This window comes from Burkholderia sp. Ac-20344, from assembly GCF_017104975.1.
Lineage (GTDB): Bacteria > Pseudomonadota > Gammaproteobacteria > Burkholderiales > Burkholderiaceae > Burkholderia.
The window spans coordinates 38,663-61,923 of the sequence record NZ_JAAGPP010000030.1 but is presented as its reverse complement, the minus strand read 5'-3'; the positions used below and the strand labels follow the sequence as shown (position 1 = coordinate 61,923).

Below are 23,261 nucleotides of genomic sequence, written 5' to 3'. Positions count from 1 at the left end.
GTCGTGTCGATCGCACCCGCGCTCGAACCGCGTGTCGGCGGCGCGGCGCTCGGCGTGCCGAACGTGAATGCGCCGGCACCGGACGGTGCGGCGAAGGCATCGCCGTACTACTTCACCGACGGTTCGTTGCAGGGCTGGCAGGCGACGCCGCAGGACATCGTGGTGCCGTCGAACGGCCTCGCATCGCCGGAAGCGTTCGGGCTGCCGGGCGACGACGCATTGCGCGACCTGCTCGCCGTGCATCGCGACGTGCCGGTGTCGCGCGCATCGGGCGCCGACGTGCCGCGTTACTTCATCGACGATGCGCATGCCGCCGAGCCGCAGGGCAACCTGCATCGCGGCGCGCACCCGCCGTTCGACGTGAACGCGATCCGCCGCGATTTCCCGATCCTGCAGGAGCGCGTGAACGGCAAGCAGCTCGTGTGGTTCGACAATGCGGCGACGACGCACAAGCCGCAGGCCGTGATCGATCGGCTCGCGTACTTCTACGCGCACGAGAACTCGAACATCCACCGCGCCGCGCATGCGCTGGCCGGCCGCGCGACGGATGCGTACGAGCATGCGCGGGACACCGTGCGGCGGTTCATCGGCGCATCGTCGTCCGACGAGATCGTGTTCGTGCGCGGCACGACCGAGGCGATCAACCTGATCGCGAAGACGTGGGGCGTGCAGAACGTCGGCGAAGGCGACGAGATCGTCGTGTCGCATCTCGAGCATCACGCGAACATCGTGCCGTGGCAGCAGCTTGCCGCGCAGAAGGGCGCGAAGCTGCGCGTGATTCCGGTCGACGATTCGGGGCAGGTGCTGCTCGACGAATACCGGAAGCTGCTCAACGACCGCACGAAGATCGTGTCCGTCACGCAGGTGTCGAACGCGCTCGGCACGGTCGTGCCGGTGAAGGAGATCGTCGAGCTCGCGCATCGTGCCGGCGCGAAGGCGCTCGTCGACGGCGCGCAGTCGATCTCGCACATGCGCGTGGACGTGCAGGCGCTCGATGCGGATTTCTTCGTGTTCTCCGGGCACAAGATCTACGGGCCGACCGGGATCGGCGTCGTGTACGGCAAGCGCGCGATCCTCGACGACATGCCGCCGTGGCAGGGTGGCGGCAACATGATCGCCGACGTGACGTTCGAGCGCACGGTGTTCCAGCCGCCGCCGAACCGGTTCGAGGCCGGCACCGGCAACATCGCGGATGCGGTGGGGCTCGGTGCTGCGCTCGACTACGTGAGCCGGGTCGGCATCGAGAACATCGCGCGCTACGAGCACGACCTGCTCGCGTATGCGACGAGCGTGCTCGCGCCGGTGCCGGGCGTGCGGCTCGTCGGCACCGCGCGCGACAAGGCGAGCGTGCTGTCGTTCGTGCTGAAGGGCTATGAGACCGAGGAAGTCGGGCAGGCGCTGAACGAAGAGGGCATCGCGGTGCGCTCGGGGCATCACTGCGCGCAACCGATCCTGCGGCGCTTCGGGCTCGAGGCCACGGTGCGGCCGTCGCTGGCGTTCTACAACACGTGCGACGAAGTCGATGCGCTGGTGAGTGTCGTGAGAAGGCTGGCGACGCGGCGCTGAGACCTGCAGTCTGTGAGAAGGCCGCTTGTGACTCCCGGCAACGGGGTGTCGCAAGCGGCCTCGTTTGCGTGGCGATGCGGGAACGTGGCGCTGCAAAAGTCAGAACCGCACGACCTGTTTCTGCTCGACGTTGAAACCGTCGCGCAGCACGCTTGCCGAATCCGCGAAGTAGCGGCGGGTTTCCGACAGCAGGTCGGTGTTGCCGCGACGGCAGAACACGACTCCCGATCCCTCCTCCGTCAGCAGTTCGTCGATCAGCGATTCGGGTTGCCCGATATCCGCGAGATGGACGTTCTGCACGCCGTGCGCGAGCGCGTCGAGCGCTTCCCGCACGCAGGGCGCCGCAGTGGCAGCCGGATGCTCCGCAAGCCATTGCTCGAGTTCCGTGATGCCGTAGAGCCCGGCGAGCTCGCCGAGTTCGCGCAGCAGCGTGCTTTCGACCATCATCACCAGCGTGACGGCGCCCGTGCGCTGTGCGACGAGGCTGCCGAGCCGTTCCGGCCGAAGCAGGCGATCATGACCTGCGTCGTCCGGCGCGACGGGCATCACGATGGGCACCAGCCCGTTGCCGAGAAACGCGGCCAATGCGGTGCCGTCGAAGTGCGCGATCGCGCTCGTGTTTGCGCGGTCGGATTCGGCGGACGCAACCAGCAGCCCGCCGTCGTGGCCGTCGATACCGAGCGCTTTCGCGCCGTGGCTGCCGATCAGGCGCACCAGTTCGTGGTTGATCCCGGTCATTGCGGTGCGCGCGGCTTCGACGGAATGTGCGCCCGACGCAGCCGGCACGCCCTGGACGACGATCGGGCGAACGCCGGTGAGCGCGAGCAGCGCGATATCCTGCGCGAGGGCCTGGCGAGCGTGCGCATCGTGCGCAGCACCGCCGTCGACGATGACGACGGTCTGCCCGTGCAAGGCCTGCATGAACGGCAGCGAGCGTGCCAGTCCGGCCACGCGGTGCGACGTAAGGGTAGGACTTTCAGGGTCTGGGAACATGGGAGTCCGGATGGATGAAGGGCGTGCCTGTCGCCGCAAGGCGCGGCATCAGTGCGTGCGTTGCATCAGCTGGTGAATCTCGTCGGGCGTCAGCGCGTCGCGCGACGCCTGCCGGAACGGGCGGTCGCTGAAGCACCGCGCCGCGTCGGCGAGCAGTTCGAGATGCGCGCGATCGTCCTCTTTCGGCAGGACCAGCACGATGAATTCGCGTACGGGCTTGCGGTCCGGCGCATTGAACGTGAACGGATACTGCGCGCGCACGAACAGCGCAATGGCCGAGCGTAGACCGTCGACCAGTGCATGCGGAATCGCGACGCCCTGGCCGAGGCCGGTCGAGCCGAGTTGTTCGCGCCTGATCAGTTCGGTTCTGATGTGTTCCGCGGCCACACCGCTGTTGCGCTCGATGTAGCGCGCGGCGAGGTCGAACAACTGGATCGCGCTTTCGACCGGCACGTCGAGCAGGATGTTGTCCGGCGGACAGGCGTCGGCCAGCCGGGCCGCGGCGGGCGTGCCGCCGCGTCGGCTGGTAGTCTCGGGTTGGCCGCCGATCGCGGCCTGCTGGGTTTGCATGCGGATCTCTCCGTGTCGGGATGACAGGGAAATCCTAGACAAAAGCGCGTAAAGACGGTGTCAGATACGCGGGGGGCCGGCATTAAAATCGTGTATCGATTGCGTCGCGGCGTGCGCGACGCGCGCGGTACGCACGCCTTCAGGTCCCCGACAGCACGAACGGCAGCGTCGTCAGCAGAAACACCGAAATGCCGACGACCGGCGCGCCGAACGCGATCGCCGCGAATGCCACCGCGGCGCTGGTCAGCACGAGCGTTCTCGATACCCGGCGATGCCGGTCGTGTGCTGCGGCCCTGTCATCGCGGAGGGCATCGGTCCGCGCGCCGATCACGTGTTTCCAGAATGTCAGGCCAAGCATGATTGCTCCTGTAGAAAGATGACCGAAACGGGGGCGCGCAACGCGCCCTGCAAGCGGGTCAGCAGCGCTCGAGCTTGAGCACGCGCGAGATCTGCCCGGGCGTGAAGCTGCTGTTGCGCACGTATGGCGCGCAGTCGAGCGGTGCGGTGAGCGATTCACGGACGACGTACTGGCCGGCGAAGCGGTACGCGTCCGTTGCCATTCGGATGAACACGGGAATCGCATCGCGTTGCGCGGCGAGCGTCCTGCCGGCCGCTCGCGCGGACGCGCTGCCGTTGCAGAGGATCACGTCGGGCGCATGCGGGTTGAGGTCCGTGCGCAGGCAGGCGGCGACGACCTTGCCGTTCTTCGTCGGCAGGAACGCCTGCTTGCTGCCGCCGCACGCGGTGTGGATGAATTCGCGGGTGTACTGCTTGTCGATCTCGAACATGACCGGGCTCCGGTATCGGAAACTTCCGTTGGTTAAATCAGGTGTGCAAAGTAATGCGACCGGATCGACATGCCGGGAAAGGGCACGCGATCGATCGTTGCCGGGGAGGCGGATCGATGGCGCGTCGTGGTACGGGATTTTCCGCGCGAACACGCTTGCCTCGCGCGATGCGCGGCTAACGCATTCAAGCGTGCACGGGAATGACTACGGCGCGCACCGTCCGCCTGCTGGCAGGACGGCGGCTCGGGAAAAGAGAGACGCAGGCGTCCTGCCTGTCAGGCAGAAAAGCAACTCGGAGGGCGAGGACTTCGGATGCGCATGTGCATACTCGGTGAGGGATTGCGAACACATTCTAGTGAACGCATGCGCGGCCGCAAGTAAAAAGGTCGTAAAGGTTGCGGCGCCCACGCGGGAGGGCGCACAAAACAAAAAACGCGCGACGACGATCGTCGCCACGCGTTTCCTGTTGATTCAGGACAGCACCCATGCCGGCGAACCGGCATGGGCGCCACACCGTCAGAAATCGAACCCGGGTCCGCCCGCACCCGGGCCGCCCGGCGCCACCGCCGGCGCCGCATCCTTCGGCGCTTCGAACACGGTCGCATCGGTCGTCAGCAGCAGCCCCGCGACCGACGCCGCGTTCTGCAGTGCCGTCCGCGTGACCTTGGTCGGATCGAGCACGCCCGATTCGACGAGGTCGCCGTATTCGCCCGTCTGCGCGTTGTACCCGAAGTTGCCCGAGCCTTCGGCCACCTTCGCGACGACGACGCTCGCTTCCTCGCCCGCATTCGTGACGATCTGGCGCAGCGGTTCCTCGAGCGCGCGCAGCACGATCTTGATGCCCGCGGTCTGGTCGGCATTCGCGCCCTGCAGTGCGCGGATCGCCTGCCGCACGCGGATCAGCGCGACGCCGCCGCCCGGCACGATGCCTTCCTCGACGGCCGCACGCGTCGCATGCAGCGCATCGTCGACGCGGTCCTTCTTCTCCTTCACTTCGATCTCGGTGGCGCCGCCGACCTTGATCACCGCGACGCCGCCCGCGAGCTTCGCGACGCGTTCCTGCAGCTTTTCACGGTCGTAGTCCGACGTCGCTTCCTCGATCTGCACGCGGATCTGCTTCACGCGCGCTTCGATGTTCTTCGCATCGCCCGCGCCGTCGATCACGGTCGTGTTTTCCTTGCCGACCTCGATGCGCTTCGCCTGGCCGAGTTCGGCGAGCGTCGCCTTCTCGAGCGTCAGGCCCGTTTCCTCGGCGATCACCTGCCCGCCGGTGAGGATCGCGATGTCCTCGAGCAGCGCCTTGCGGCGGTCGCCGAAGCCCGGCGCCTTCACGGCCACCGTCTTCAGGATCCCGCGGATGTTGTTCACGACGAGCGTCGCGAGCGCTTCGCCTTCGACATCTTCCGCGATGATCAGCAGCGGACGGCCCGATTTCGCGACCTGTTCGAGCACCGGCAGCAGGTCGCGGATGTTCGAGATCTTCTTGTCGTGCAGCAGGATGTACGGGCTTTCGATCTCGGCGATCTGCTTGTCGGGATTGTTGATGAAGTACGGCGACAGGTAGCCGCGATCGAACTGCAGCCCCTCGACGACATCGAGCTCGTCCGCGAGCGACTTGCCGTCCTCGACGGTGATCACGCCTTCCTTGCCGACGCGGTCGATCGCTTCCGCGATGCGCTGGCCGATCGACTCCTCGCCGTTCGCGGAGATCGTCGCGACCTGCGCGATTTCCTTGCTCGTGGTGGTCGGCCGGCTGATCTTCTTCAGCTCGTCGACGGCCGTTGCGACGGCCTTGTCGATGCCGCGCTTCAGGTCGAGCGGATTGAGCCCGGCTGCTACGTATTTCTGGCCTTCGCGAACGATCGCCTGCGCGAGCACGGTGGCCGTCGTGGTGCCGTCGCCGGCGGCGTCGCTGGTGCGCGACGCGACTTCCTTCACGAGCTGCGCGCCGATGTTCTGCAGCTTGTCCGCGAGTTCGATTTCCTTCGCGACCGACACGCCGTCCTTCGTGACGACCGGGGCGCCGAAGCTGCGTTCGAGCACGACGTTGCGGCCCTTCGGCCCGAGCGTGACCTTCACCGCGTTCGCGAGAATGTTCACACCTTCCGTCAGCTTGGCCCGTGCGACGTCGCTGAAAATGATTTCCTTCGCTGCCATGATTGCGCTCCGTTATTGATTGACGACCGCGACGATGTCTTCCTCGCGCAGTACGAGAAACTCGTTGCCGTCTACCTTGACGGCCTGACCCGCGTACTTGCCGAACAGCACGCGCTCGCCGACCTGCAGGTCGGGCACGATGCGCTGGCCGTCCGCATCCTTGCGGCCGGGGCCGACGGCGATCACTTCACCCTGGTCGGGCTTTTCCGCGGCGCTGTCGGGGATCACGATGCCCGACGCGGTGGTGGTTTCCTGGTCGAGTCGTTTCACGATCACGCGGTCGTGCAAGGGGCGTAGGCTCATTTGTTCGTCCTGTGCTGTTCTGTCGAGATTGGCTGGCACTCTTTAGCAGAGAGTGCTGACGAGTATAAAAATGCGCGGCGGCGCAATCCAATAACGGATTCGGAAATGCATTTTCACGGAGGAGCTTTGGACGAAGGGCGCATCGTGCCGCGCGTCAGATCAGCAGCGACAGCGTCCTGAACAGCGCGAGATCCGCCTTGCGTGCCGAACGCGCATGGCGACGGATCACGTGCAGCAGGCAGTCGATGAAGCAGCGCGCCGCATCGCTCAGCGTGCTGCTGCGCCGCGTGACGATCCCGAGCTCGCGCGGCTCGAAGGTCTCCTTCAGCGGCAACGCGCGCATCCGTTCGCCGAACGACGGCACGGCCGCGAGAATCGTCGGGCACCACGTGCACATGTCGGCCTGTTCGAGCATCGTCTGCAGCATCGCCACCGACTGCGCGCGCACGATCCGCCGTTCGTCGATTTCAGCGCCGTGGCGCGTGAACAGGTAGTCGACGAGCGCGGCCTGCCCGTCGGCCGCGAAATTCAGCACCCAGTCGTGGTCGACCAGGTCGTGGATCGACCGCGCGTGCTCGCGCGGATGGCCGGCGCGCACCATCACCGAGGTTTCGTAGCGCAGTATCGGCTCGAACGCGAATTCCTGCGTGCCGCCCGGTTGCACGTGCCCGAGCGCGAAGTCCATGCTGCCGTCGCGCAGCAGCGGCTGCGCGACGGCCATCAGCGCTTCGTAGAGTTCGAGGCGCACGTCGGGCATCCGCTCGCGAAAGCGCAGCACCGTTTCCGCGAGGAAGGTCATCGTGAGCCACGGCGTGACGCCGATGCTCAGTCGGCCCTCGACGCGGCCGCGCATGCGTTCGAGGTCGCTCTGCGCGTGTTCGAGCTGCTTCAGCACGAGCTTCGCGTGCGTGAGCAGCGTCTTTCCGTATTCGGTGAAGCCGATCCCCTCCGGCGCGCGGACCAGCAGCGGCAGGCGCTCGCTGGCCTCCAGTTCGCGCAGTGCGCGCGTGACGGCCGCCTGCGACAGCCCGAGCGTGCGCGCCGCGCCGCGGATGCTCCCGGCTTCCGCGCTCGCGACGAGCGCCTGCAACTGATGCAGCTTGATCGTGCTCATGGTGCGATACCTGACAACGAAAGGTTGTCATCATAACGAAACCGAGGCTGTTCGCCGGGATTTTCGCTGCCTACGATGCGGCCACGATCGGTCATTCGGGCGATCGGCAACCGGAGTGCATCGAGGAGAATCGGGGTTGGACCATAAACCTATCCAGCCGGAAATGGCGGCCATCGAGACGGAGATGATTGCGTTGCGCCACCGGCTGCACGCGCATCCGGAGCTCGGCTTCGAGGAACATGCAACGAGCGGCCTCGTGGCCGACGTCCTGACAACGTGGGGTTATCGGGTGACGCGCGGGCTCGGCGGCACGGGCGTGGTCGGCACATTGACGCGCGGCTCCGGGAAACGGCTTGGGCTGCGCGCGGACATGGACGCACTGCCGATCCGCGAGACGACCGGGCTGCCGCATGCGAGCCGGTGCGACGGCGTGATGCACGCGTGCGGCCACGACGGTCATACGGCGATGCTGCTCGCGGCGGCGCGCTGCCTGGCCGAGCGCGCAAATTTCACGGGCACGCTGAACCTGATTTTCCAGCCGGCCGAGGAAGGGCTCGGCGGCGCGAAGCGGATGATCGACGACGGGCTGTTCGCGCGGTTTCCGTGCGATGCGGTGTTCGCGATGCACAACGTGCCGGGCCTGCCGGCCGGTGTGCTCGGTTTCTGCGACGGCCCGGCGATGGCGTCGGCCGACGAGGTGCGGGTGCGCGTGACCGGGCGCGGCGGGCATGGCGCGGCGCCGCATACGACGATCGATCCGGTGGTCGTGTGCGCGTCGATCGTGATGGCGCTGCAGACCGTCGTGTCGCGCAACGTGAACCCGCAGGACCAGGCGATCGTGACGGCCGGCTCGATCCATGCGGGCACCGCATCGAACGTGATCCCGCCGCACGCGGATCTGGAACTCAGCGTGCGCGCGCTATCGCCGGACGTGCGCGCGCTGCTCGAACGGCGAATTCACGAGATCGTGCACGGGCAGGCCGCGAGCTATGGTGCGACGGCCGAGATCGACTACCGGCACGCGTACCCGGTGCTCGTCAATCACGCGGCGGAAACCGCGTTTGCACGCGAGGTCGCCCGCGAATGGGGCGGCGATGGCGCGCTGATCCCGCATCTGCGGCCGATCGCGGCAAGCGAGGACTTCGCGTTCATGCTGAATGCATGCCCGGGCAGCTACCTGTCGATCGGCAACGGCGACGGCGCGGCCGGATGCGGGCTGCACCACCCCGGCTACGACTTCAACGACGCGTGCCTCGCCACGGGCGCGAGCTACTGGATTGCGCTGGCGGAACGCTACCTCGCGTGACGGCCCCGCACGAATTTGACTGACGATTCACACGAGGAAGGAGACTGGCAATGAAGCAGTGGAAACGGATGGCGGCGCTCGCGGTGGCGCTGGCAGCAGGGGCGGCGCACGCGGGCGACTGGGCGGGCAAGGAGATCCGCCTCGCGGTCGATCCGACTTACCCGCCGCTCGAATACAAGCTGCCCGACGGCACGCTGACGGGCTTCGGGATCGACATCGCGAACGCATTGTGTGCGGAGCTGCATGCGCGCTGCGTATGGGTCGAGTCGAGCTTCGACGGGATGATTCCGGGGCTGCTCGCGCGCAAGTTCGACGTGATTGCGTCGTCGATGACGATCACGCCGAAGCGGCAGCAGCAGATCGCATTCACGAACCGGATCTCGAACGCGCCGGCGCGCCTCGTCGCGCGCAAGGGTTCGCCGCTGCTGCCGACGGCCGACGCGCTGAAGGGCAAGCGCGTGGGCGTCGAGCAGGGTTCCGCGCAGGCCGACTACGCGATCGCGAACTGGCAGCGGGCCGGCGTGCAGGTCGTGTCGTACCAGAACCAGGACCAGGTCTATGCCGATCTCGTGACGGGCCGGCTCGACGCGGCGTTCCAGGCATCGATCGCGGCCAGCGACGGCTTCCTGAAGAAGCCGCAGGGCAAGGATTTCGCGTTCGTCGGCACGGCGATCGACGACGTGAAGTATTTCGGGCAGGGCGACGGGCTCGGGCTGCGCAAGCAGGACAACGACCTGCGCGACGCCTTCAACCGCGCACTTGCGACGATCCTCGCGAACGGCACGTACCAGCGCATCAACCGGAAGTACTTCGACTTCGACATCTACGGCGCGAAGTAAGTGGCAACGCCCGTCAGGGGGCGGCAACGACAATATCAATAAGGATGACGGATGAACTGGAGATTGTTTTTCGTCGCGATGCCGGCGCTGTGTGCAGCGCCCGCGTTCGCGCAAGGCAGCGTCACGCTGTACGGCCTCGTCGACGCGGGTATCGACTACACGAACAACGTCGGCGGCCATAGCGCGTGGCAGATGGCGAGCGGCTTCGCGCAGGGCAGCCGCTGGGGGCTGAAAGGCACCGAGGATCTGGGCGGCGGCTACAGCGCGCTGTTCCAGCTCGAGAACGGCTTCAACGTGAACAGCGGCACGCTCGCGCAGGGCGGCCGCATGTTCGGGCGGCAGGCCTACGTCGGGCTCGGCAGCGTACGTTTCGGCACGCTGACGCTCGGGCGGCAATACGATGCGGTGGTCGACTATCTCGCGCCGACGACTGCGAACGGCAGTTGGGGCGTCTATCCGTTCTCGCATCCGCTCGACAACGACAACACCGGCAACACGTTCCGCGTGAACAACACGGTCAAGTACGCGAGCCCGGATTTCGCCGGCTTCTCGTTCGGCGGCACGTACAGCTTCAGCAACGACACCGGCTTCGCGAACAACAGGCAGTGGAGCGTCGGCGCGCAGTACGAGCACGGCGGGTTGCTCGTCGGCGCGGCCTTCCTGAATGCGGACAACCCGGGCGCGACGCCGGGCGGCGCGATCGCGGGTTCGGGATCGGTCGGCGCCGATGCGAACTTCGCGTCGGCGCGGCTGCGGATCTTCGGTGCGGGTATCAACTACACGGCGGGGCCCGCGACGGTCGGGTTCGCGTACACGAACAGCAACGTCACGCGGCCGACCGCGAACGTCGGCTACCTGTTCGGCAACGAAACGATCGAGCCGGTGACAGGCCCGCTCGCGGGCGGTACGGTGTCGTCGATCAAGTACCAGAACGTCGAAGTGAACGGCAAATACCAGTTCACGCCCGCGCTGTTCGTCGGTGCGCAGTACGTGTACACGACGGTGCGCTACGACGCGACAACGGGCACCGCGAAACCGAAGATCCATTCGCTCGGGCTGATGGCCGACTACAACCTGTCGAAGTGCACGGATGTGTACCTGATGGGCGCGTACCAGCGGATCGCGGGCGACGCGACGGGCTCGTCGCTCGACCAGGCCTATGTTCCCGGCGCGGCGGACCTGTCGTCGACGTCGAAGCAGCTGATGGTTCACGCGGGGATCCGTCACAAGTTCTGATGGGGCGCATGAGGGAAGCGGCGGCGGGCCGAACTGCCCGTCGCCTCGTCACGCTACTGCGCGACGCGAATCACGACCTTCCCGAAGTGCTGCCCCGACTGCAGGTAGGCATACGCCTGCGGCGCTTCGTCGAAGCCGAACACGCGATCGACCACCGGCCTGATCTGCTTCGCGTCGACGAGCCGCACGACGTCGTCGAGCATCGTGCGGCTGCCGACCATGATCCCGTGCAGCCGACGGATCCCGCCGATCAGCGACAGCAGACCGAGTTCGGGGCCGGCGAAGCTGCTGAGGCCGCCGATCACCGACACGATGCCGCCCATCTTCGCCGCGGCGACCGAGCGCGGCAGCGTATCCTTGCCGCCGACTTCGACGACCAGATCCGCACCTGCGCCGCCGGTGAGCCGCAGCACTTCGTTGTGCCATTCGGGCGTCGTGCGATAGTTGATCGTTGCGTCCGCACCGAGTGCGCGGGCGCGTTCGAGCTTCTCGTCGCTCGACGACGTAATGATCGTCCGCAGCCCCGCCGCATGCGCGAGCTGCAGCGCGACGATCGACACGCCGCCCGTGCCGAGCAGCACGACGGCCGCGCCGGGCGCCAAGCCGCCGTCGGCGAACAGCGCGTTCCATGCGGTGATGCCCGCGCACGACAGCGTGGCTGCCTCTTCGTAGTTCAGGTGCGCGGGGATCGCGACCAGCGCGGCTTCGTCGGACACGAAGTGTTCGGCCAGCACGCCGTCGAATTGCGCACCGGGCGACTCCGACGCTTTCTGCGGCGTCGGCGGCCCGTCGATCCAGTGCGGGAAGTACGTGTTGATCACGCGATCGCCCGGCTTGAAGCGCGTGACGTCGCGGCCGGTTTCGATGACTTCGCCGGCGCCGTCGGCAACCGGAATCAGCGCGTCCGTGCCGATGCCGAGATAGTCGCCGCGCGCGAACATCAGGTCGCGATAGTTCAGTCCGGCCGAGTGGATCTTCACGACGACGTCGGTTGGCCCGACCGCGCGGCGTGCCGCGTCGATGCGCCGAAGCCCGGCCACGCCGGCGCCCGGTTTCACTTGCCATGCGTGCATGTCGACTCCTTTTCGAGATAGAGAGGACTATCATAGTGTTGCGTGCAGGGACGCATTGGCGAGAATTCGGCCGATAACTGTCGCCTGTATGGAAACAAACCTGTGACCCAACCGGAGCGGCATGGCATGGACGAGCGGCTGAGAGGCGTGGCCGAATTTGTCGACGTGGTGGAGTCGGGCAGCTTCGCGGCGGCGGCGCTGCGGCTCGGCGTCACGCGCTCGGCCGTCGCGAAGGTCGTCGCGCGGCTCGAACGCCGTCTCGGCACCCGGCTGCTGCAGCGCACGACACGCCAGCTCGGCCTGACCGACGAAGGGCTCGTCTACTACGAGCAGTGCCGGCGGCTGCTGGCCGAACTCGGCGAGACGGAGGCCGCGCTCGACGCGGGGCAGCGCGAGCCGGCGGGGCGGCTGCGCGTCAGCGTGCCCGTGCTGTTCGGGCGGCAATGCGTGGCGCCCGTCATGCGGCGCCTCGTGGAGCGCCATCCGCGGCTCGAAATCGACGTGTCGTTCAGCGATCGCGTGGCCGACCTGGTCAACGACGGCTTCGACATCGCGGTGCGCATCGGCGAGCTGGCCGACACGAGCGCGCTCGTCGGCCGGAAGCTCGGCGTGCAGCGCATGGGCATCTGCGCGTCGCCCGCGTATCTCGAACGTCATGGCCGGCCGGCGGGGCTCGACGCACTCGCGTCGCACGTCGGCATCGCGTATTCGCGCGGCGGGCAACCGACGCCATGGCGGGTTCTCGGCGCGGACGGCGCGGTGCACGACCACCGTCCGGCCGGCCGCCTGCGGCTCGACGATCTACAGGCGATCGCCGATGCGGCTGCCGCCGGCGCGGGCCTCGCGTGGCTGCCGTGCTGGCTGATGGCGCCTTACCTGCGCGACGGCCGCCTCGCGCTCGTGATGGACAGCAACAGCGTGTCGGGTGCCGAAGTGTTCGCGGTGCGGCCGGCCTCGCGCCAGGTGCCGTCGAAGGTGCGGGTCGTCATCGATGCGCTCGTCGACGAGATTCCGCGCATGCTGGCGTCGGACGATTGACGCCGGCGCGACGCGCCGCGCCGTTTCAGCCCGACGCCCGATGCGGATTGCAGTCCACCTAATATTCCGCGTGCTCACCGTTGACGCGTAGCACCAGCGTCGCGTTACGTACGTAGAATCGTCCGATGAAAGCGCAGGTTCCGGGCTTCCGCCCCGGAAACATCTCTCTTCGTTATTCATGTGATCGGACTTCAGGAGCACGCATGTCATCTCGCACATATCTCGTCACCGGTGCCTCGCGCGGCATCGGCCTGGCGGTCAGCGCATGGCTCGCACGGCGCGGCCATCACGTCATCGGCCTCGCGCGGCATGCGCAGGGCGTCGACTTTCCCGGCGAATTGCACGCGTGCGATCTCGCCGACATCGAACAGACCGCGGCAACCCTGGCGCGCATCGGCGAGCAGCACGACGTCGACGGCATCGTGAACAACGCCGGCATCGCGTTGCCGCAACCGCTCGGGCAGATCGACTTCCGGTCGCTGCAGGCCGTGTTCGATCTCAACGTGCGCGCCGCGATCCAGGTCACGCAGCACTTTGCGGATGCGATGAAGGCGCGCGGCCACGGGCGCATCGTCAACCTCTGCAGCCGCGCGATTTTCGGCAGTCTCGATCGCACCGCGTATTCCGCCGCGAAGAGCGCGCTCGTCGGCTGCACGCGCACGTGGGCGCTCGAACTGGCCGAACATGGCGTGACCGTCAACGCGGTTGCGCCGGGGCCGATCGAGACGGAGCTGTTCCGGCAGACGCGGCCCGTCGGCAGCGAAGCCGAACGCAAGGTGCTCGCGACGATTCCCGCGCGCCGGCTCGGCACGCCCGACGATGTGGCCGCGGCGATTGCATTCTTCCTGTCGGACGAGGCCGGTTTCGTTACCGGGCAGGTGCTGGCCGTGGACGGCGGCGGCAGTCTCGGCGGGCGCAGTTGAAGCATTGGACGCGGTAGACGCGAGGGCCCGGCAGCGGCCGGTTTCGGCACGTATCACGGGCGCACGCCTACGCGCGTGCCGATGACCGACATTCGGCTTGCGCGCATATTCCGCCGCCCCGTTAGCATGTGACGAATCGGACTTTGGGTGCGGCGCGCGCGACGCTAAGATCGCCGATCCCGTAGATCGAGCGTTCACAACAATGAAAAAGTCCGCGTCGCCGTTGCATGCTTTTCGTTTCCGTGTCGTCTGCGCCGCGATTGCCGGCACGCTGTCGCTCGCATCGTGCGGCGGCGTCGACAGCGATGCGCCGTCGTCACAGACGAACACCACCACGCCGCCGGTGGCCGCGAAACGTCCGAACATCCTGTACATCATGGCCGACGATCTCGGCTATTCCGACATCCATGCATTCGGCGGCGAGATCAACACGCCGAACCTCGACGCGCTCGTCGCGTCGGGCCGCATCCTGTCGAACCATCACACGGGCACCGTCTGCGCGATCACGCGCGCGATGCTGGTGTCCGGCACCGACCACCATCTCGTCGGCGAAGGCACGATGGGCGTGCCGACCGACGAACGGCGCGGGCTGCCCGGCTACGAGGGCTACCTGAACGACCGTGCACTGTCATTCGCACAACTATTGAAGGACGCGGGCTACCACACGTACATCGCGGGCAAGTGGCACATCGGCTCGGGGATCGTCGGCAGCACGACGGGCAGCGGGCAGACGCCCGACCAGTGGGGTTTCGAGCACAGTTACGTGCTGCTCGGCGGCGCGGCGACGAACCACTTCGCGCACGAACCGGCCGGCTCGTCGAACTACACGGAAGACGGCCGCTACGTACAGCCTGGCCAGCCCGGGCAGCCGGGCGGTGCGGGCGGCAGCCCGGCCGTGTTCTATTCGACCGATTTCTATACGCAGAAGCTGATCTCGTACATCGATTCGAACAAGCGCGACGGCAAGCCGTTCTTCGCGTACGCGGCCTACACGTCGCCGCACTGGCCGCTGCAGGTGCCCGATCCATGGCTGCACAAGTACGCGGGCGTGTATGACGCCGGCTACGACGCGATCCGCAACGCGCGGATCGCGCGGCAGAAGGCGCTCGGCCTGATCCCCGCCGACTTCAAGCCGTTCGACGGCCTGCCTGAAACGACGGCCGCGTCGCCGGCGACCGCGAACAACGGCACGGCCAGCGCGAAATACATCAGCGCGGTGCATTCGGCCGCGGACGGCTACAGCGACTACGGCACGGGCAAGGTCGACAAGCTGTGGTCGAGCCTGTCGCCGGCCGAGCGCAAGGCGCAGGCGCGCTACATGGAGATCTATGCGGGGATGGTCGAGAACCTCGACTACAACATCGGCCTCCTGATCCAGCACCTGAAGGACATCGGCGAATACGACAACACGTTCATCATGTTCCAGTCGGACAACGGCGCGGAAGGCTGGCCGATCGACTCGGGCGCGGACCCGACGGCGACCGACACCGCGAACGGGCAGGCGCCGATCTACTCGACGCTCGGCACCGACAACGGCAAGCAGAACGCGCAGCGCCTGCAGTACGGGCTGCGCTGGGCCGAAGTGAGCGCGTCGCCGTTCCGGCTCACGAAGGGCTACTCGGGCGAAGGCGGCGTCTCGACGCCGACGATCGTGCGCCTGCCGGGCCAGACGCAGCCGTTGCCGACGCTGCGCGCGTTCACGCACGTGACCGACAACACGGCGACGTTCCTCGCGGTCGCGGGCGTCACGCCGCCGTCGCAGCCGGCGCCGCCGCTCGTCAACACGCTGACGGGCGTCGACCAGAACAAGGGCAAGGTGATCTACAACAACCGCTACGTGTATCCGGTCACGGGCCAGTCGCTGCTGCCGGTGCTCACGGGCACGGCGACGGGCGAGGTGCATACGACGCCCTTCGGCGACGAAGCGTACGGCCGCGCGTACCTGCGCAGCGCCGACGGCCGCTGGAAGGCCTTGTGGACCGAGCCGCCGCTCGGGCCGCTCGACGGTCACTGGCAGCTTTACGACCTCGCGTCGGATCGCGGCGAGACGACCGACGTGTCCGCGCAGAACCCGTCGGTGATCGGCACGCTGGTCGACCAGTGGAAGACCTACATGGGCAACGTCGGCGGTGTCGAGCCGCTGCGTCCGCGCGGCTACTACTGAACCCGGGGGCGACACGATGCGGTTCCGGTTCTGGACGATCGGCGCGGCGCTGGCCGCCACGCTGTTCGCCGCCGCGTTCGCGGCCGGCTATGCGAATCCCGTCGCCCCGGCGGGCGGCGCATTCGACGACGCGAACCGCGGCCGCGCGCTCGCGCCGCTTGGCTCGGAGCAGCAGTGCGAGCGTTACTCGGGGCTGCCGGCCGGGTGGCGCGACGACCCGAAGGCCGGGATGGTGCACCTGCGTGGCGGTGCGTTCGTGTTCGGCAGCACGCGTGGTTACGCGGACGAGCGCCCGGTCGGCGACGGCAGCACGCGTGTCGGCGGGTTCTGGATCGACCAGACCGACGTGACGATCGCGCAGTTCGCCGCGTTCGTGCAGGCGACCGGCTACGTGACCGAGGCCGAGCAGCAGGGTGGGGCGGCGGTGTTCCATGTGCCGACGCGCGACGAGATGAACGCGCGCGACCTCGCGTGGTGGTCGTGGGTGAAGGGTGCGTCGTGGCGTCATCCGCGCGGGCCGGGCAGCGGCGTCGACGGGCTCGGCAACCTGCCCGTCACGCTCGTCACGCAGCGCGATGCACTCGCGTATGCGCGCTGGCTCGGCCGCGACTTGCCGACCGAGGCCGAATGGGAATACGCGGGCAAGGCCGGCCGCGACGATGCGTCGCTCGACGCGGCGCCGCGCGACGCGCAGGGCAAGCCGGCCGCAAACTACTGGCAGGGCGTGTTCCCGGTGCTCGACACGTCCGAGGACGGTCATGCGGGGCTCGCGCCCGTCGGCTGCTACGCGGCGAACGGGTTCCGGCTCTACGACATGATCGGCAACGCATGGGAGTGGACGAAGGACGCGTACACGGGCCCGCACCAGTCGCATACGAACGGCGACACGGCGGCCGTCGCGCCGCCGACGCGCCGGCACGATACGCCGATGGTCATCAAGGGCGGCTCGTTCCTGTGCTCGCGCGACTACTGCGTGCGCTATCGCGCGTCGTCGCGCGAACAGCAGGAAGCCGATCTCGGCGCGTCGCATATCGGGTTTCGCACGATTCTGAGGGATGCAACATGAAGCGCGTCATGGTGTTCGCGGGCGCGTGGCTGATGGTTGCGTGCGGGGGCGTTCATTCGGGTTTGACCGTTGCCGCGGAATCAGTCGAATCAGCCGCACCGGCCGTGCGCGTCGGCGTGACGCGCGGCGTGCATGCGCAGATCCTGGACGAAGTGAAGCGGGTGGCCGCGTCGCGAGGATTCGGCATCGACGTCGTCGAATTCGACGATGCATCGCGCATCGACGCAGCGCTTGCCGATGGCCGGATCGATGCAGCCAGCTTCGAGGATGCACAACAGCTTGCCGCGACGCGTGCGCAGAAACGCTACGCACTGACCGAAGTCGCGCCGACCGTCACGCTGCCGATGGCGCTCTATTCGCGCAAGCTGAAGAACCTGAACGAACTGCAGCCCGGCGCGACGGTCGCGCTTCCCGCCGATCCGCGCGGGATGGCACGCGCGCTCGTGCTGCTGCAGAACGACACGCTGGTGACGCTGCGCGAGCGGGCCGGCCTGCATGCGACGCTGCGCGACGTGACCGCCAACCGGCTCGGGTTGAAGCTCGTCGCGCTGCGCCGCGATCGCCTTTACGCGGCGCTCGACACGGCCGCGTTCGTCGCGATCGACAGCGACGATGCCGCGCGTGCCGGGCTGCAACCCGCGCGCGACAGCATCAGCATCGAGGATGCGCGCTCGCCGTATGCGAACGTGCTGACGGTGCGCGATGCCGATCGCGCGAAGCCGTGGGTGACGCAGCTCGTCGCCGCGTATCACTCGGACGACGTCGCGCGCTTCATCCTCACGCGCTACCGGGATTCGGTGCGGCGGCCGTGGTAGACACCTGGCTGCTCGCGTGCAACGCATGCGGACGCTGCTGCAACAGCGCACCGACGCTGTCGTTGCGCGAACTGTTCCGGCATCGGCATCGCTTCGTCGGTGCGCTGACGATCCGTCGCGTGCCGAAGCGGCGAATCGGCGAGCGCTGGCGTGCGGGCGGCCGCGAGCATACGCTCGATGCGGACGACGTCGCGGCATCCGATGCGCTGGCGGAGCGGTTGTTTCATCGCACCGGCGGCGCGGGGAACGCATGGATCGCACTGACGCTGCAGGGCTACGACTATCCTTCGCTCGGCCGTTGCGCGGCGCTGGCCGACGACGGCCGCTGCAGCGTACATGCGGACAAGCCGTCGATCTGCAGCGCGGTGCCGCTCGATCCGCTGCTGCCGGACCGGTTGCAGTCCCGCGTGCTGGCAGCTCGGCGCGACGACGCCGGATGGCTCGGCGCGAACTGCATCGTCGACACGTCGAGCGCGCAATCTTCCGTCGAATCGCCATTCCCGATTCCGCTGGTGACGGCCGGACAGGTCGCGGACCGTGCCGCGCTCGACGCGTATCGCGATGCGCTCGCATTCGAGCGTGCGGTGTGGCGTGATGCGGTGTTCGCATCGTTGGCCGACGGCGGGCAGGACGTGCACCATGCGCTGTCGCGGCTGGCGCCCGGCGGCTACCTGACCGTGTCGATCGTGCCGGTCCTGCTGGCCGTTGCAACGGTGTCCGTGCATTGCCGCGCGCTGTGCATTGCGTTCATCGACGCGCAACTTGCGTTGATCGGTATGAACATCGAAGCAGCACTCGCGCGCCGGCATGCCGACGACCGGCCCGCGACGCGCGAGTTGCGCGGTTTCGCGCAGGCGCTGGAACGGGCACGACAGGCGCTTGCGGCCATGCCGTCGCCTGCCGCGGAAACGCGCGACGACGCGCAGCGCATCGACGCGTGGCTCACCGGCCGGCCCGGCGTCGCGCCGCTCGCCGCGTAACGATTGCGGCGCGCCGTGCGTGTCTTACAATCGGCGCTCTTTCAATCGCTTTCGATGGAGCGGGCATGTACGCATCGACCTTCATTTTCCGTGCCGGGCAATACGACGACGAATTCCACCGGCTCGACCGGCAGATCGCCGACATGGCGCGCGCGACCCCCGGCTATCTCGGCGAGGAGACGTGGGAGAACGCCGAAGCGGGGCTGATCCAGAACGTCTACTACTGGGAGTCGGAGGCGGCGCTGCAGCAGCTGATGCAGCATCCGGCGCATCTGGAAGCGAAGACGAAGCAGGCGCGCTGGCTGGACGGCTATCGCGTCGTGATTTCGAAGGTGCTGCGCGAGTACGGCGACGGCAAGCTCACGCAGCCGCATGCGGGGCAAGCCGCGTGAATGGCCGTCTGATTCATTTCTTTCGCATTGCGGATCAATAGCAATACGCCGCATCCGCCGATCCACGGCAACGCGGCGCCGCCGGCCATCGCCGCAATCCACAGGTCGTACCCGATGCCGAAAGCGTGGATCGGCTTGAAGTCCGGGCCGGTCGGTATCGTGTGCCATCCGGGCGCGAAGGCCACGGCCAGCAGCGTGGACACGATTCGGTTCGGCTTGATCAGCGCAACGACCAGCAGCAGATTGCCGAGCCAGGCGAATTGCAGATCGAGGATCGCGAGCGGGTCGACCGCGAGCGCCATATAACCGCGCCACCCGTTCACGCGCCGGCGGCATTCGGTGGTTCTGCGGCGACCGGCAGCAGCAGCGACACGACGTACAGCGCGACGATGACGGCGCGTGCGAGGTTCAGGCGAGCGGAAGCGGTGCGAGTCTGCATGTTGCCTTCTTGTCGCGCAGGGGCGTGTGACGCGGTCAATGCCGGACGGCCGTGCCGACATTCACGACGCATGGCGCGCACGCGTCGCTGGCGATTGTGGGCGATAGTGGGCGATTCGCGCGGCGATGTCGAATGCGCGCCGGATGCCCGGCCTGGCCACCTCCCGGCCCGCACCGCCTCAAAGCGCCTCAACCAGCAACCGCTTGCTCTTCTCGCAATACTCGTGACATGCCGCCCGCGCCGCAATCGCCGCGCCATGCACGAACCGCGGCGCATCGGCCCGCCGCGACATCGACACGACGATCGACGGCGGCGAAGGCTGCAGCGGCAGCTCGACCACTTCACCGCTTTCGATCAACGCATCGACGAACAGCACAGGAATCGCCGCGACGCCGAACCCGTCGCGCACGAGCTGCACGATCACCGAGATCGACGGCGAACCCGTGATGCGCGTCTCCGCGAGCGGCACGCCGTGCGCGTGCGCGAGCGTGCGGACGATATCCTCGAGCGCACGGTGGGGCGCCGTCCCGCGCCCGTAGGTGAGAATCGGCTGCCGCAGCACCTGCCGCGCGAGCCCCGTGCGCGTGTTCGGCAGCAGCCCCGCGCGCGCGATCCAGCGCACCGGATAGTTCGCGAGCGCATCGCACACGACCGACGCCTCGTCGCTGCCTTCCACGCGGATGATCAGGTCGAGCTCGCCGGCCATCAGCCGGCGCTGCAGCACGACGCTGACGTCGACGGTCAGGTCGATTTCGAGCTGCGGATAGTCGGCCGCCAGCCGGCGCATGTAGTGCGGCAGCCAGCTGTGCACGACGGTCTCGATCACGCCGAGCCGCAGCTTGCCGCGCAGCGCGCTCTCGCCGGATGCGGCGGCCTGCAGCTCCTGCGTCGCCTCGACCACGGCTTTCGCATAGCCGAGCAGGTATTCGCCGTTCGGCGTGAGCCGGAATTCGCGGCTGTCGCGGTCGACGAGTACCGTCTGCAGTTCGTCCTCCAGCGCCTTCAGGCGCTGCGAGATCGCGGCCGGCGTCGCGTGCAGCGCGGCGGCCGTCGTGCGGAAGTTGCGCAGCTTCGCAAGCGTGACGAAGGTTTCGAGAAAACGCGTGTTCATGGCGGTCGGACGGAGGGTGGACGCGCACTTTGCCGGTGAGGAAAAGTGAACGGAGCCGGGGAAAACCCCAAGATCCGTTAAGAAATTCTATACACGAAGTGCAGAAAAACTCGTTGGCGACAAAATTTTTTCTTTTCTATTCTTCGCCGTATCCGATGACACGGCACCGTCATCCCGACGACATCCCGATCTGCGACAGAATCTCATGACGCCTTCCGAATTCCGCCAGTCCGTGCGCCACGGCGCGTTCCGCGGCCCGACCGCCGGCCACTGCGGCCCGTATGCACAAGCGAACCTCGCGATCCTGCCCGAAGCGGTCGCGCACGATTTCCTGCGCTTCTGTCAGGCGAACCCGAAAGCCTGCCCGCTGCTGGGCGTCGGCGAACCGGGCGCGTTCCGGGTCGACGTGCTCGGCGAGGATCTCGACATCCGCACCGACGTGCCGAGCTACAACGTCTACCGCGACGGCCGGCTGACCGAGCGCGTCGAATCGCTGGAAGCGCTGTGGCGCGACGATTTCGTCGTGTTCGCGATCGGCTGCTCGTTCTCGTTCGAGGACATGCTGGCCCGCGAAGGGATCGGCTTGCGCCACGTCGAGGAGGGGCGCAACGTACCGATGTACCGCACGTCGATTCCGAACCGCCGCGCGGGGATCTTCGGCGGCCAGCTCGTCGTGTCGATGCGGCCGATGCGCGGCGCCGACGCGATCCGCGCGGTGCAGATCACGAGCCGGTTCCCGGGCGTGCACGGCGCGCCGATCCATCTCGGCGATCCGCGCGAGCTGGGCATTGCCGACCTGAACGCACCCGAATTCGGCGACGCGGTGACGATCCGCGACGGCGAGCTGCCGGTGTTCTGGGCGTGCGGGGTGACCCCGCAAACCGCGCTGATGGACGCGAAGCTGCCGATCGCGATCGCGCATACGCCCGGCCACATGCTGATGACCGACATCACGAACGCGTCGCTGGCCGTGTTCTGAGCCCGGACGACGACAACCGACCCGCACGACACGCCGCACGCGCGACCACCCGACAACCATTTGACGGCGCATAACGACAGGAGCACCACCATGGAAAGCAAGACCCTCGCGGCGAACGCCGCGGAGCCCGCGAGCCCCGAGCGCAACGGCCTGTTCTCGTGGTACGCGGACGCGCAGCCGCGCGAGCGCCGCGCGTTCTGGAGCTGCAAGGTCGGCTACATGCTCGACGGGATGGACACGCAGATGCTGTCGTTCGTGATCCCGACGCTCGTCGCGACCTGGGGCATCTCGTTCGCGGATGCGGGCTTCATCGGCACGATCACGCTGCTCGCGTCGGCGGCCGGCGGCTGGATCGCCGGCATCCTGTCCGACCGGATCGGCCGCGTGCGCACGCTGCAGCTCACCGTGCTGTGGTTCGCCGTGTTCACCGCGCTGTGCGGGCTCGCGCAGAACTACCACCAGCTGCTCGCGGCGCGCGCGCTGATGGGCTTCGGCTTCGGCGGCGAATGGACGGCCGGCGCGGTGCTGATCGGCGAAGTGATCCGCGCGCGCGACCGCGGCAGGGCGGTCGGCCTCGTGCAGTCGGGCTGGGCGATCGGCTGGGGGCTGTGCGCGCTGCTGTATGCGCTGCTGTTCTCGGTGCTGCCGGCCGAGCAGGCGTGGCGCGCGCTGTTCCTCGTCGGCCTCGCGCCCGCACTGCTGGTCGTCGCGATCCGCCGCTACGTGAAGGAGCCGGACGTCTACGAGAAGGAGAAGGCCGCGCAGGCGCAAGTGGCCGATGCGCCGCGCCTCACCGAGATCTTCGCGCCGAAGCTGATCACGACGACGCTGCGCGCGGCACTGCTGACGACCGGCGCGCAGGGCGGCTACTACGCGATCACGACGTGGCTGCCGACCTTCCTGAAGACCGAGCGTCACCTCACGGTGATGGGCACCGGCGGCTATCTCGCGATGATCATCTTCGGCTCGTGGGTCGGCTACCTGACGAGCGCGTACCTGACCGACCGCCTCGGCCGCAAGCCGAACTTCATCCTGTTCGCGGTCGGCTCGATGGTGATCGCGTTCGCATACACGTCGCTGAACCTGACCAACGCGTCGATGCTGTGGCTCGGCTTCCCGCTCGGCTTCTTCGCATCGGGCATCTTCTCGGGGATGGGCGCGTTCCTCACCGAGCTGTTCCCGACCCGCGTGCGCGGCTCCGGCCAGGGCTTCTGCTACAACGTGGGCCGCGCGATCGGTGCGCTGTTCCCGTTCCTGATCGGCGCGCTGTCCAAGCAATACGGGCTCGGCACGAGCATCGGCATCTTCGCGGTCGCCGCGTACGGCGTGGTGATCGTCGCCGCGCTGACGCTGCCCGAGACACGCGGCCGCGAACTCGACGCCGCGTAAGCGGCGGGGCGCTCCGCCCT

The 23,261-nt window shown here is 67.7% G+C and carries 22 protein-coding genes; 13 read left to right on the top strand and 9 right to left on the bottom strand.

Annotated features, from left to right (window positions below; translation table 11 throughout):
• A partial coding sequence (locus G3N64_RS12910) for a family 2A encapsulin nanocompartment cargo protein cysteine desulfurase (RefSeq protein ID WP_205784304.1) occupies positions 1–1,566 on the top strand: 1,566 nt, incomplete at its 5' end.
• A 99-nt stretch (positions 1,567–1,665) separates the two neighbouring features.
• Here the strand turns inward: G3N64_RS12910 and G3N64_RS12905 are convergent.
• The 6 genes from G3N64_RS12905 to G3N64_RS12875 form a co-directional block, all read right to left on the bottom strand.
• On the bottom strand, positions 1,666–2,559 hold the full coding sequence (locus tag G3N64_RS12905; RefSeq protein WP_205784303.1) for an acetylglutamate kinase: 894 nt from the start codon (positions 2,557–2,559) through the stop codon (positions 1,666–1,668).
• Between the two features lie 48 nt (positions 2,560–2,607).
• Positions 2,608–3,129 carry a PTS sugar transporter subunit IIA gene (locus G3N64_RS12900; protein WP_205784302.1) on the bottom strand — a complete coding sequence of 174 codons (522 nt, stop codon included), beginning with the start codon at positions 3,127–3,129 and terminating at the stop codon, positions 2,608–2,610.
• Positions 3,130–3,545: 416 nt separating this feature from the next.
• Positions 3,546–3,917: a DUF6697 family protein gene (locus tag G3N64_RS12890; protein WP_205784301.1), complete on the bottom strand. Its 372-nt coding sequence runs from the start codon at positions 3,915–3,917 to the stop codon at positions 3,546–3,548.
• A 516-nt stretch (positions 3,918–4,433) separates the two neighbouring features.
• On the bottom strand, positions 4,434–6,074 hold the full coding sequence (groL, locus tag G3N64_RS12885) for a chaperonin GroEL (RefSeq protein WP_205784300.1): 1,641 nt from the start codon (positions 6,072–6,074) through the stop codon (positions 4,434–4,436).
• Between the two features lie 12 nt (positions 6,075–6,086).
• On the bottom strand, positions 6,087–6,377 hold the full coding sequence (locus G3N64_RS12880; protein WP_011356207.1) for a co-chaperone GroES: 291 nt from the start codon (positions 6,375–6,377) through the stop codon (positions 6,087–6,089).
• A 154-nt stretch (positions 6,378–6,531) separates the two neighbouring features.
• Complete coding sequence (locus G3N64_RS12875; protein ID WP_205784299.1) at positions 6,532–7,491, bottom strand: LysR substrate-binding domain-containing protein; 960 nt, start codon at positions 7,489–7,491, stop codon at positions 6,532–6,534.
• 184 nt (positions 7,492–7,675) lie between these two features.
• Here G3N64_RS12875 and G3N64_RS12870 point away from each other — a divergent pair, with 184 nt between their 5' ends.
• From G3N64_RS12870 to G3N64_RS12860, 3 genes are read left to right on the top strand one after another with little or no spacing between them, the layout of a single operon-like run.
• The gene (locus G3N64_RS12870; protein ID WP_205784309.1) at positions 7,676–8,797 is read left to right on the top strand and encodes a M20 aminoacylase family protein; all 1,122 of its coding nucleotides are present in this window, start codon (positions 7,676–7,678) and stop codon (positions 8,795–8,797) included.
• A gap of 50 nt (positions 8,798–8,847) precedes the next feature.
• The gene (locus G3N64_RS12865; RefSeq protein WP_205784298.1) at positions 8,848–9,636 is read left to right on the top strand and encodes an ABC transporter substrate-binding protein; all 789 of its coding nucleotides are present in this window, start codon (positions 8,848–8,850) and stop codon (positions 9,634–9,636) included.
• Between the two features lie 51 nt (positions 9,637–9,687).
• A complete protein-coding gene (locus tag G3N64_RS12860) occupies positions 9,688–10,872 on the top strand; it encodes a porin (RefSeq protein WP_205784297.1) in 1,185 nt (394 codons plus the stop codon).
• A gap of 53 nt (positions 10,873–10,925) precedes the next feature.
• Here G3N64_RS12860 and G3N64_RS12855 read toward each other — a convergent pair whose 3' ends face one another.
• Positions 10,926–11,945, bottom strand: a complete 1,020-nt coding sequence (locus tag G3N64_RS12855; RefSeq protein ID WP_205784296.1) for an NAD(P)-dependent alcohol dehydrogenase — start codon at positions 11,943–11,945, stop codon at positions 10,926–10,928.
• A gap of 126 nt (positions 11,946–12,071) precedes the next feature.
• Here G3N64_RS12855 and G3N64_RS12850 point away from each other — a divergent pair, with 126 nt between their 5' ends.
• The 7 genes from G3N64_RS12850 to G3N64_RS12820 all read left to right on the top strand — a co-directional run bounded on the left by G3N64_RS12850 (position 12,072) and on the right by G3N64_RS12820 (position 19,323).
• Complete coding sequence (locus G3N64_RS12850) at positions 12,072–12,983, top strand: LysR family transcriptional regulator (protein ID WP_205784308.1); 912 nt, start codon at positions 12,072–12,074, stop codon at positions 12,981–12,983.
• Positions 12,984–13,186: 203 nt separating this feature from the next.
• Positions 13,187–13,906 carry an SDR family oxidoreductase gene (locus tag G3N64_RS12845; protein ID WP_205784295.1) on the top strand — a complete coding sequence of 240 codons (720 nt, stop codon included), beginning with the start codon at positions 13,187–13,189 and terminating at the stop codon, positions 13,904–13,906.
• Between the two features lie 202 nt (positions 13,907–14,108).
• Positions 14,109–16,070 (top strand): arylsulfatase, encoded by a 1,962-nt coding sequence (locus tag G3N64_RS12840; RefSeq protein ID WP_205784294.1) that lies wholly within the window; start codon positions 14,109–14,111, stop codon positions 16,068–16,070.
• A gap of 16 nt (positions 16,071–16,086) precedes the next feature.
• Entirely contained in the window at positions 16,087–17,136 is a 1,050-nt protein-coding gene (locus tag G3N64_RS12835; RefSeq protein WP_205784293.1) for a formylglycine-generating enzyme family protein, read from the top strand.
• The gene (locus G3N64_RS12830; RefSeq protein ID WP_205784292.1) at positions 17,133–17,951 is read left to right on the top strand and encodes a MetQ/NlpA family lipoprotein; all 819 of its coding nucleotides are present in this window, start codon (positions 17,133–17,135) and stop codon (positions 17,949–17,951) included. Before G3N64_RS12835 ends, G3N64_RS12830 begins: the two co-directional genes overlap by 4 nt.
• The gene (locus G3N64_RS12825) at positions 17,945–18,931 is read left to right on the top strand and encodes a YkgJ family cysteine cluster protein (protein ID WP_205784291.1); all 987 of its coding nucleotides are present in this window, start codon (positions 17,945–17,947) and stop codon (positions 18,929–18,931) included. Before G3N64_RS12830 ends, G3N64_RS12825 begins: the two co-directional genes overlap by 7 nt.
• A gap of 65 nt (positions 18,932–18,996) precedes the next feature.
• On the top strand, positions 18,997–19,323 hold the full coding sequence (locus G3N64_RS12820) for an antibiotic biosynthesis monooxygenase (RefSeq protein WP_205784290.1): 327 nt from the start codon (positions 18,997–18,999) through the stop codon (positions 19,321–19,323).
• Here the strand turns inward: G3N64_RS12820 and G3N64_RS39710 are convergent.
• Together G3N64_RS39710 and G3N64_RS12810 are read right to left on the bottom strand one after the other, a co-directional pair.
• Positions 19,242–19,625: a hypothetical protein gene (locus G3N64_RS39710; protein WP_241020922.1), complete on the bottom strand. Its 384-nt coding sequence runs from the start codon at positions 19,623–19,625 to the stop codon at positions 19,242–19,244. The genes G3N64_RS12820 and G3N64_RS39710 overlap by 82 nt on opposite strands.
• 315 nt (positions 19,626–19,940) lie before the next feature.
• Entirely contained in the window at positions 19,941–20,873 is a 933-nt protein-coding gene (locus G3N64_RS12810; RefSeq protein WP_205784289.1) for a LysR family transcriptional regulator, read from the bottom strand.
• A gap of 205 nt (positions 20,874–21,078) precedes the next feature.
• Here G3N64_RS12810 and G3N64_RS12805 point away from each other — a divergent pair, with 205 nt between their 5' ends.
• Both G3N64_RS12805 and G3N64_RS12800 read left to right on the top strand, forming a co-directional pair.
• Complete coding sequence (locus G3N64_RS12805) at positions 21,079–21,852, top strand: putative hydro-lyase (protein ID WP_174952266.1); 774 nt, start codon at positions 21,079–21,081, stop codon at positions 21,850–21,852.
• Positions 21,853–21,942: 90 nt separating this feature from the next.
• Positions 21,943–23,241: an MFS transporter gene (locus G3N64_RS12800; RefSeq protein ID WP_205784288.1), complete on the top strand. Its 1,299-nt coding sequence runs from the start codon at positions 21,943–21,945 to the stop codon at positions 23,239–23,241.
• Positions 23,242–23,261 lie beyond the last annotated feature (20 nt).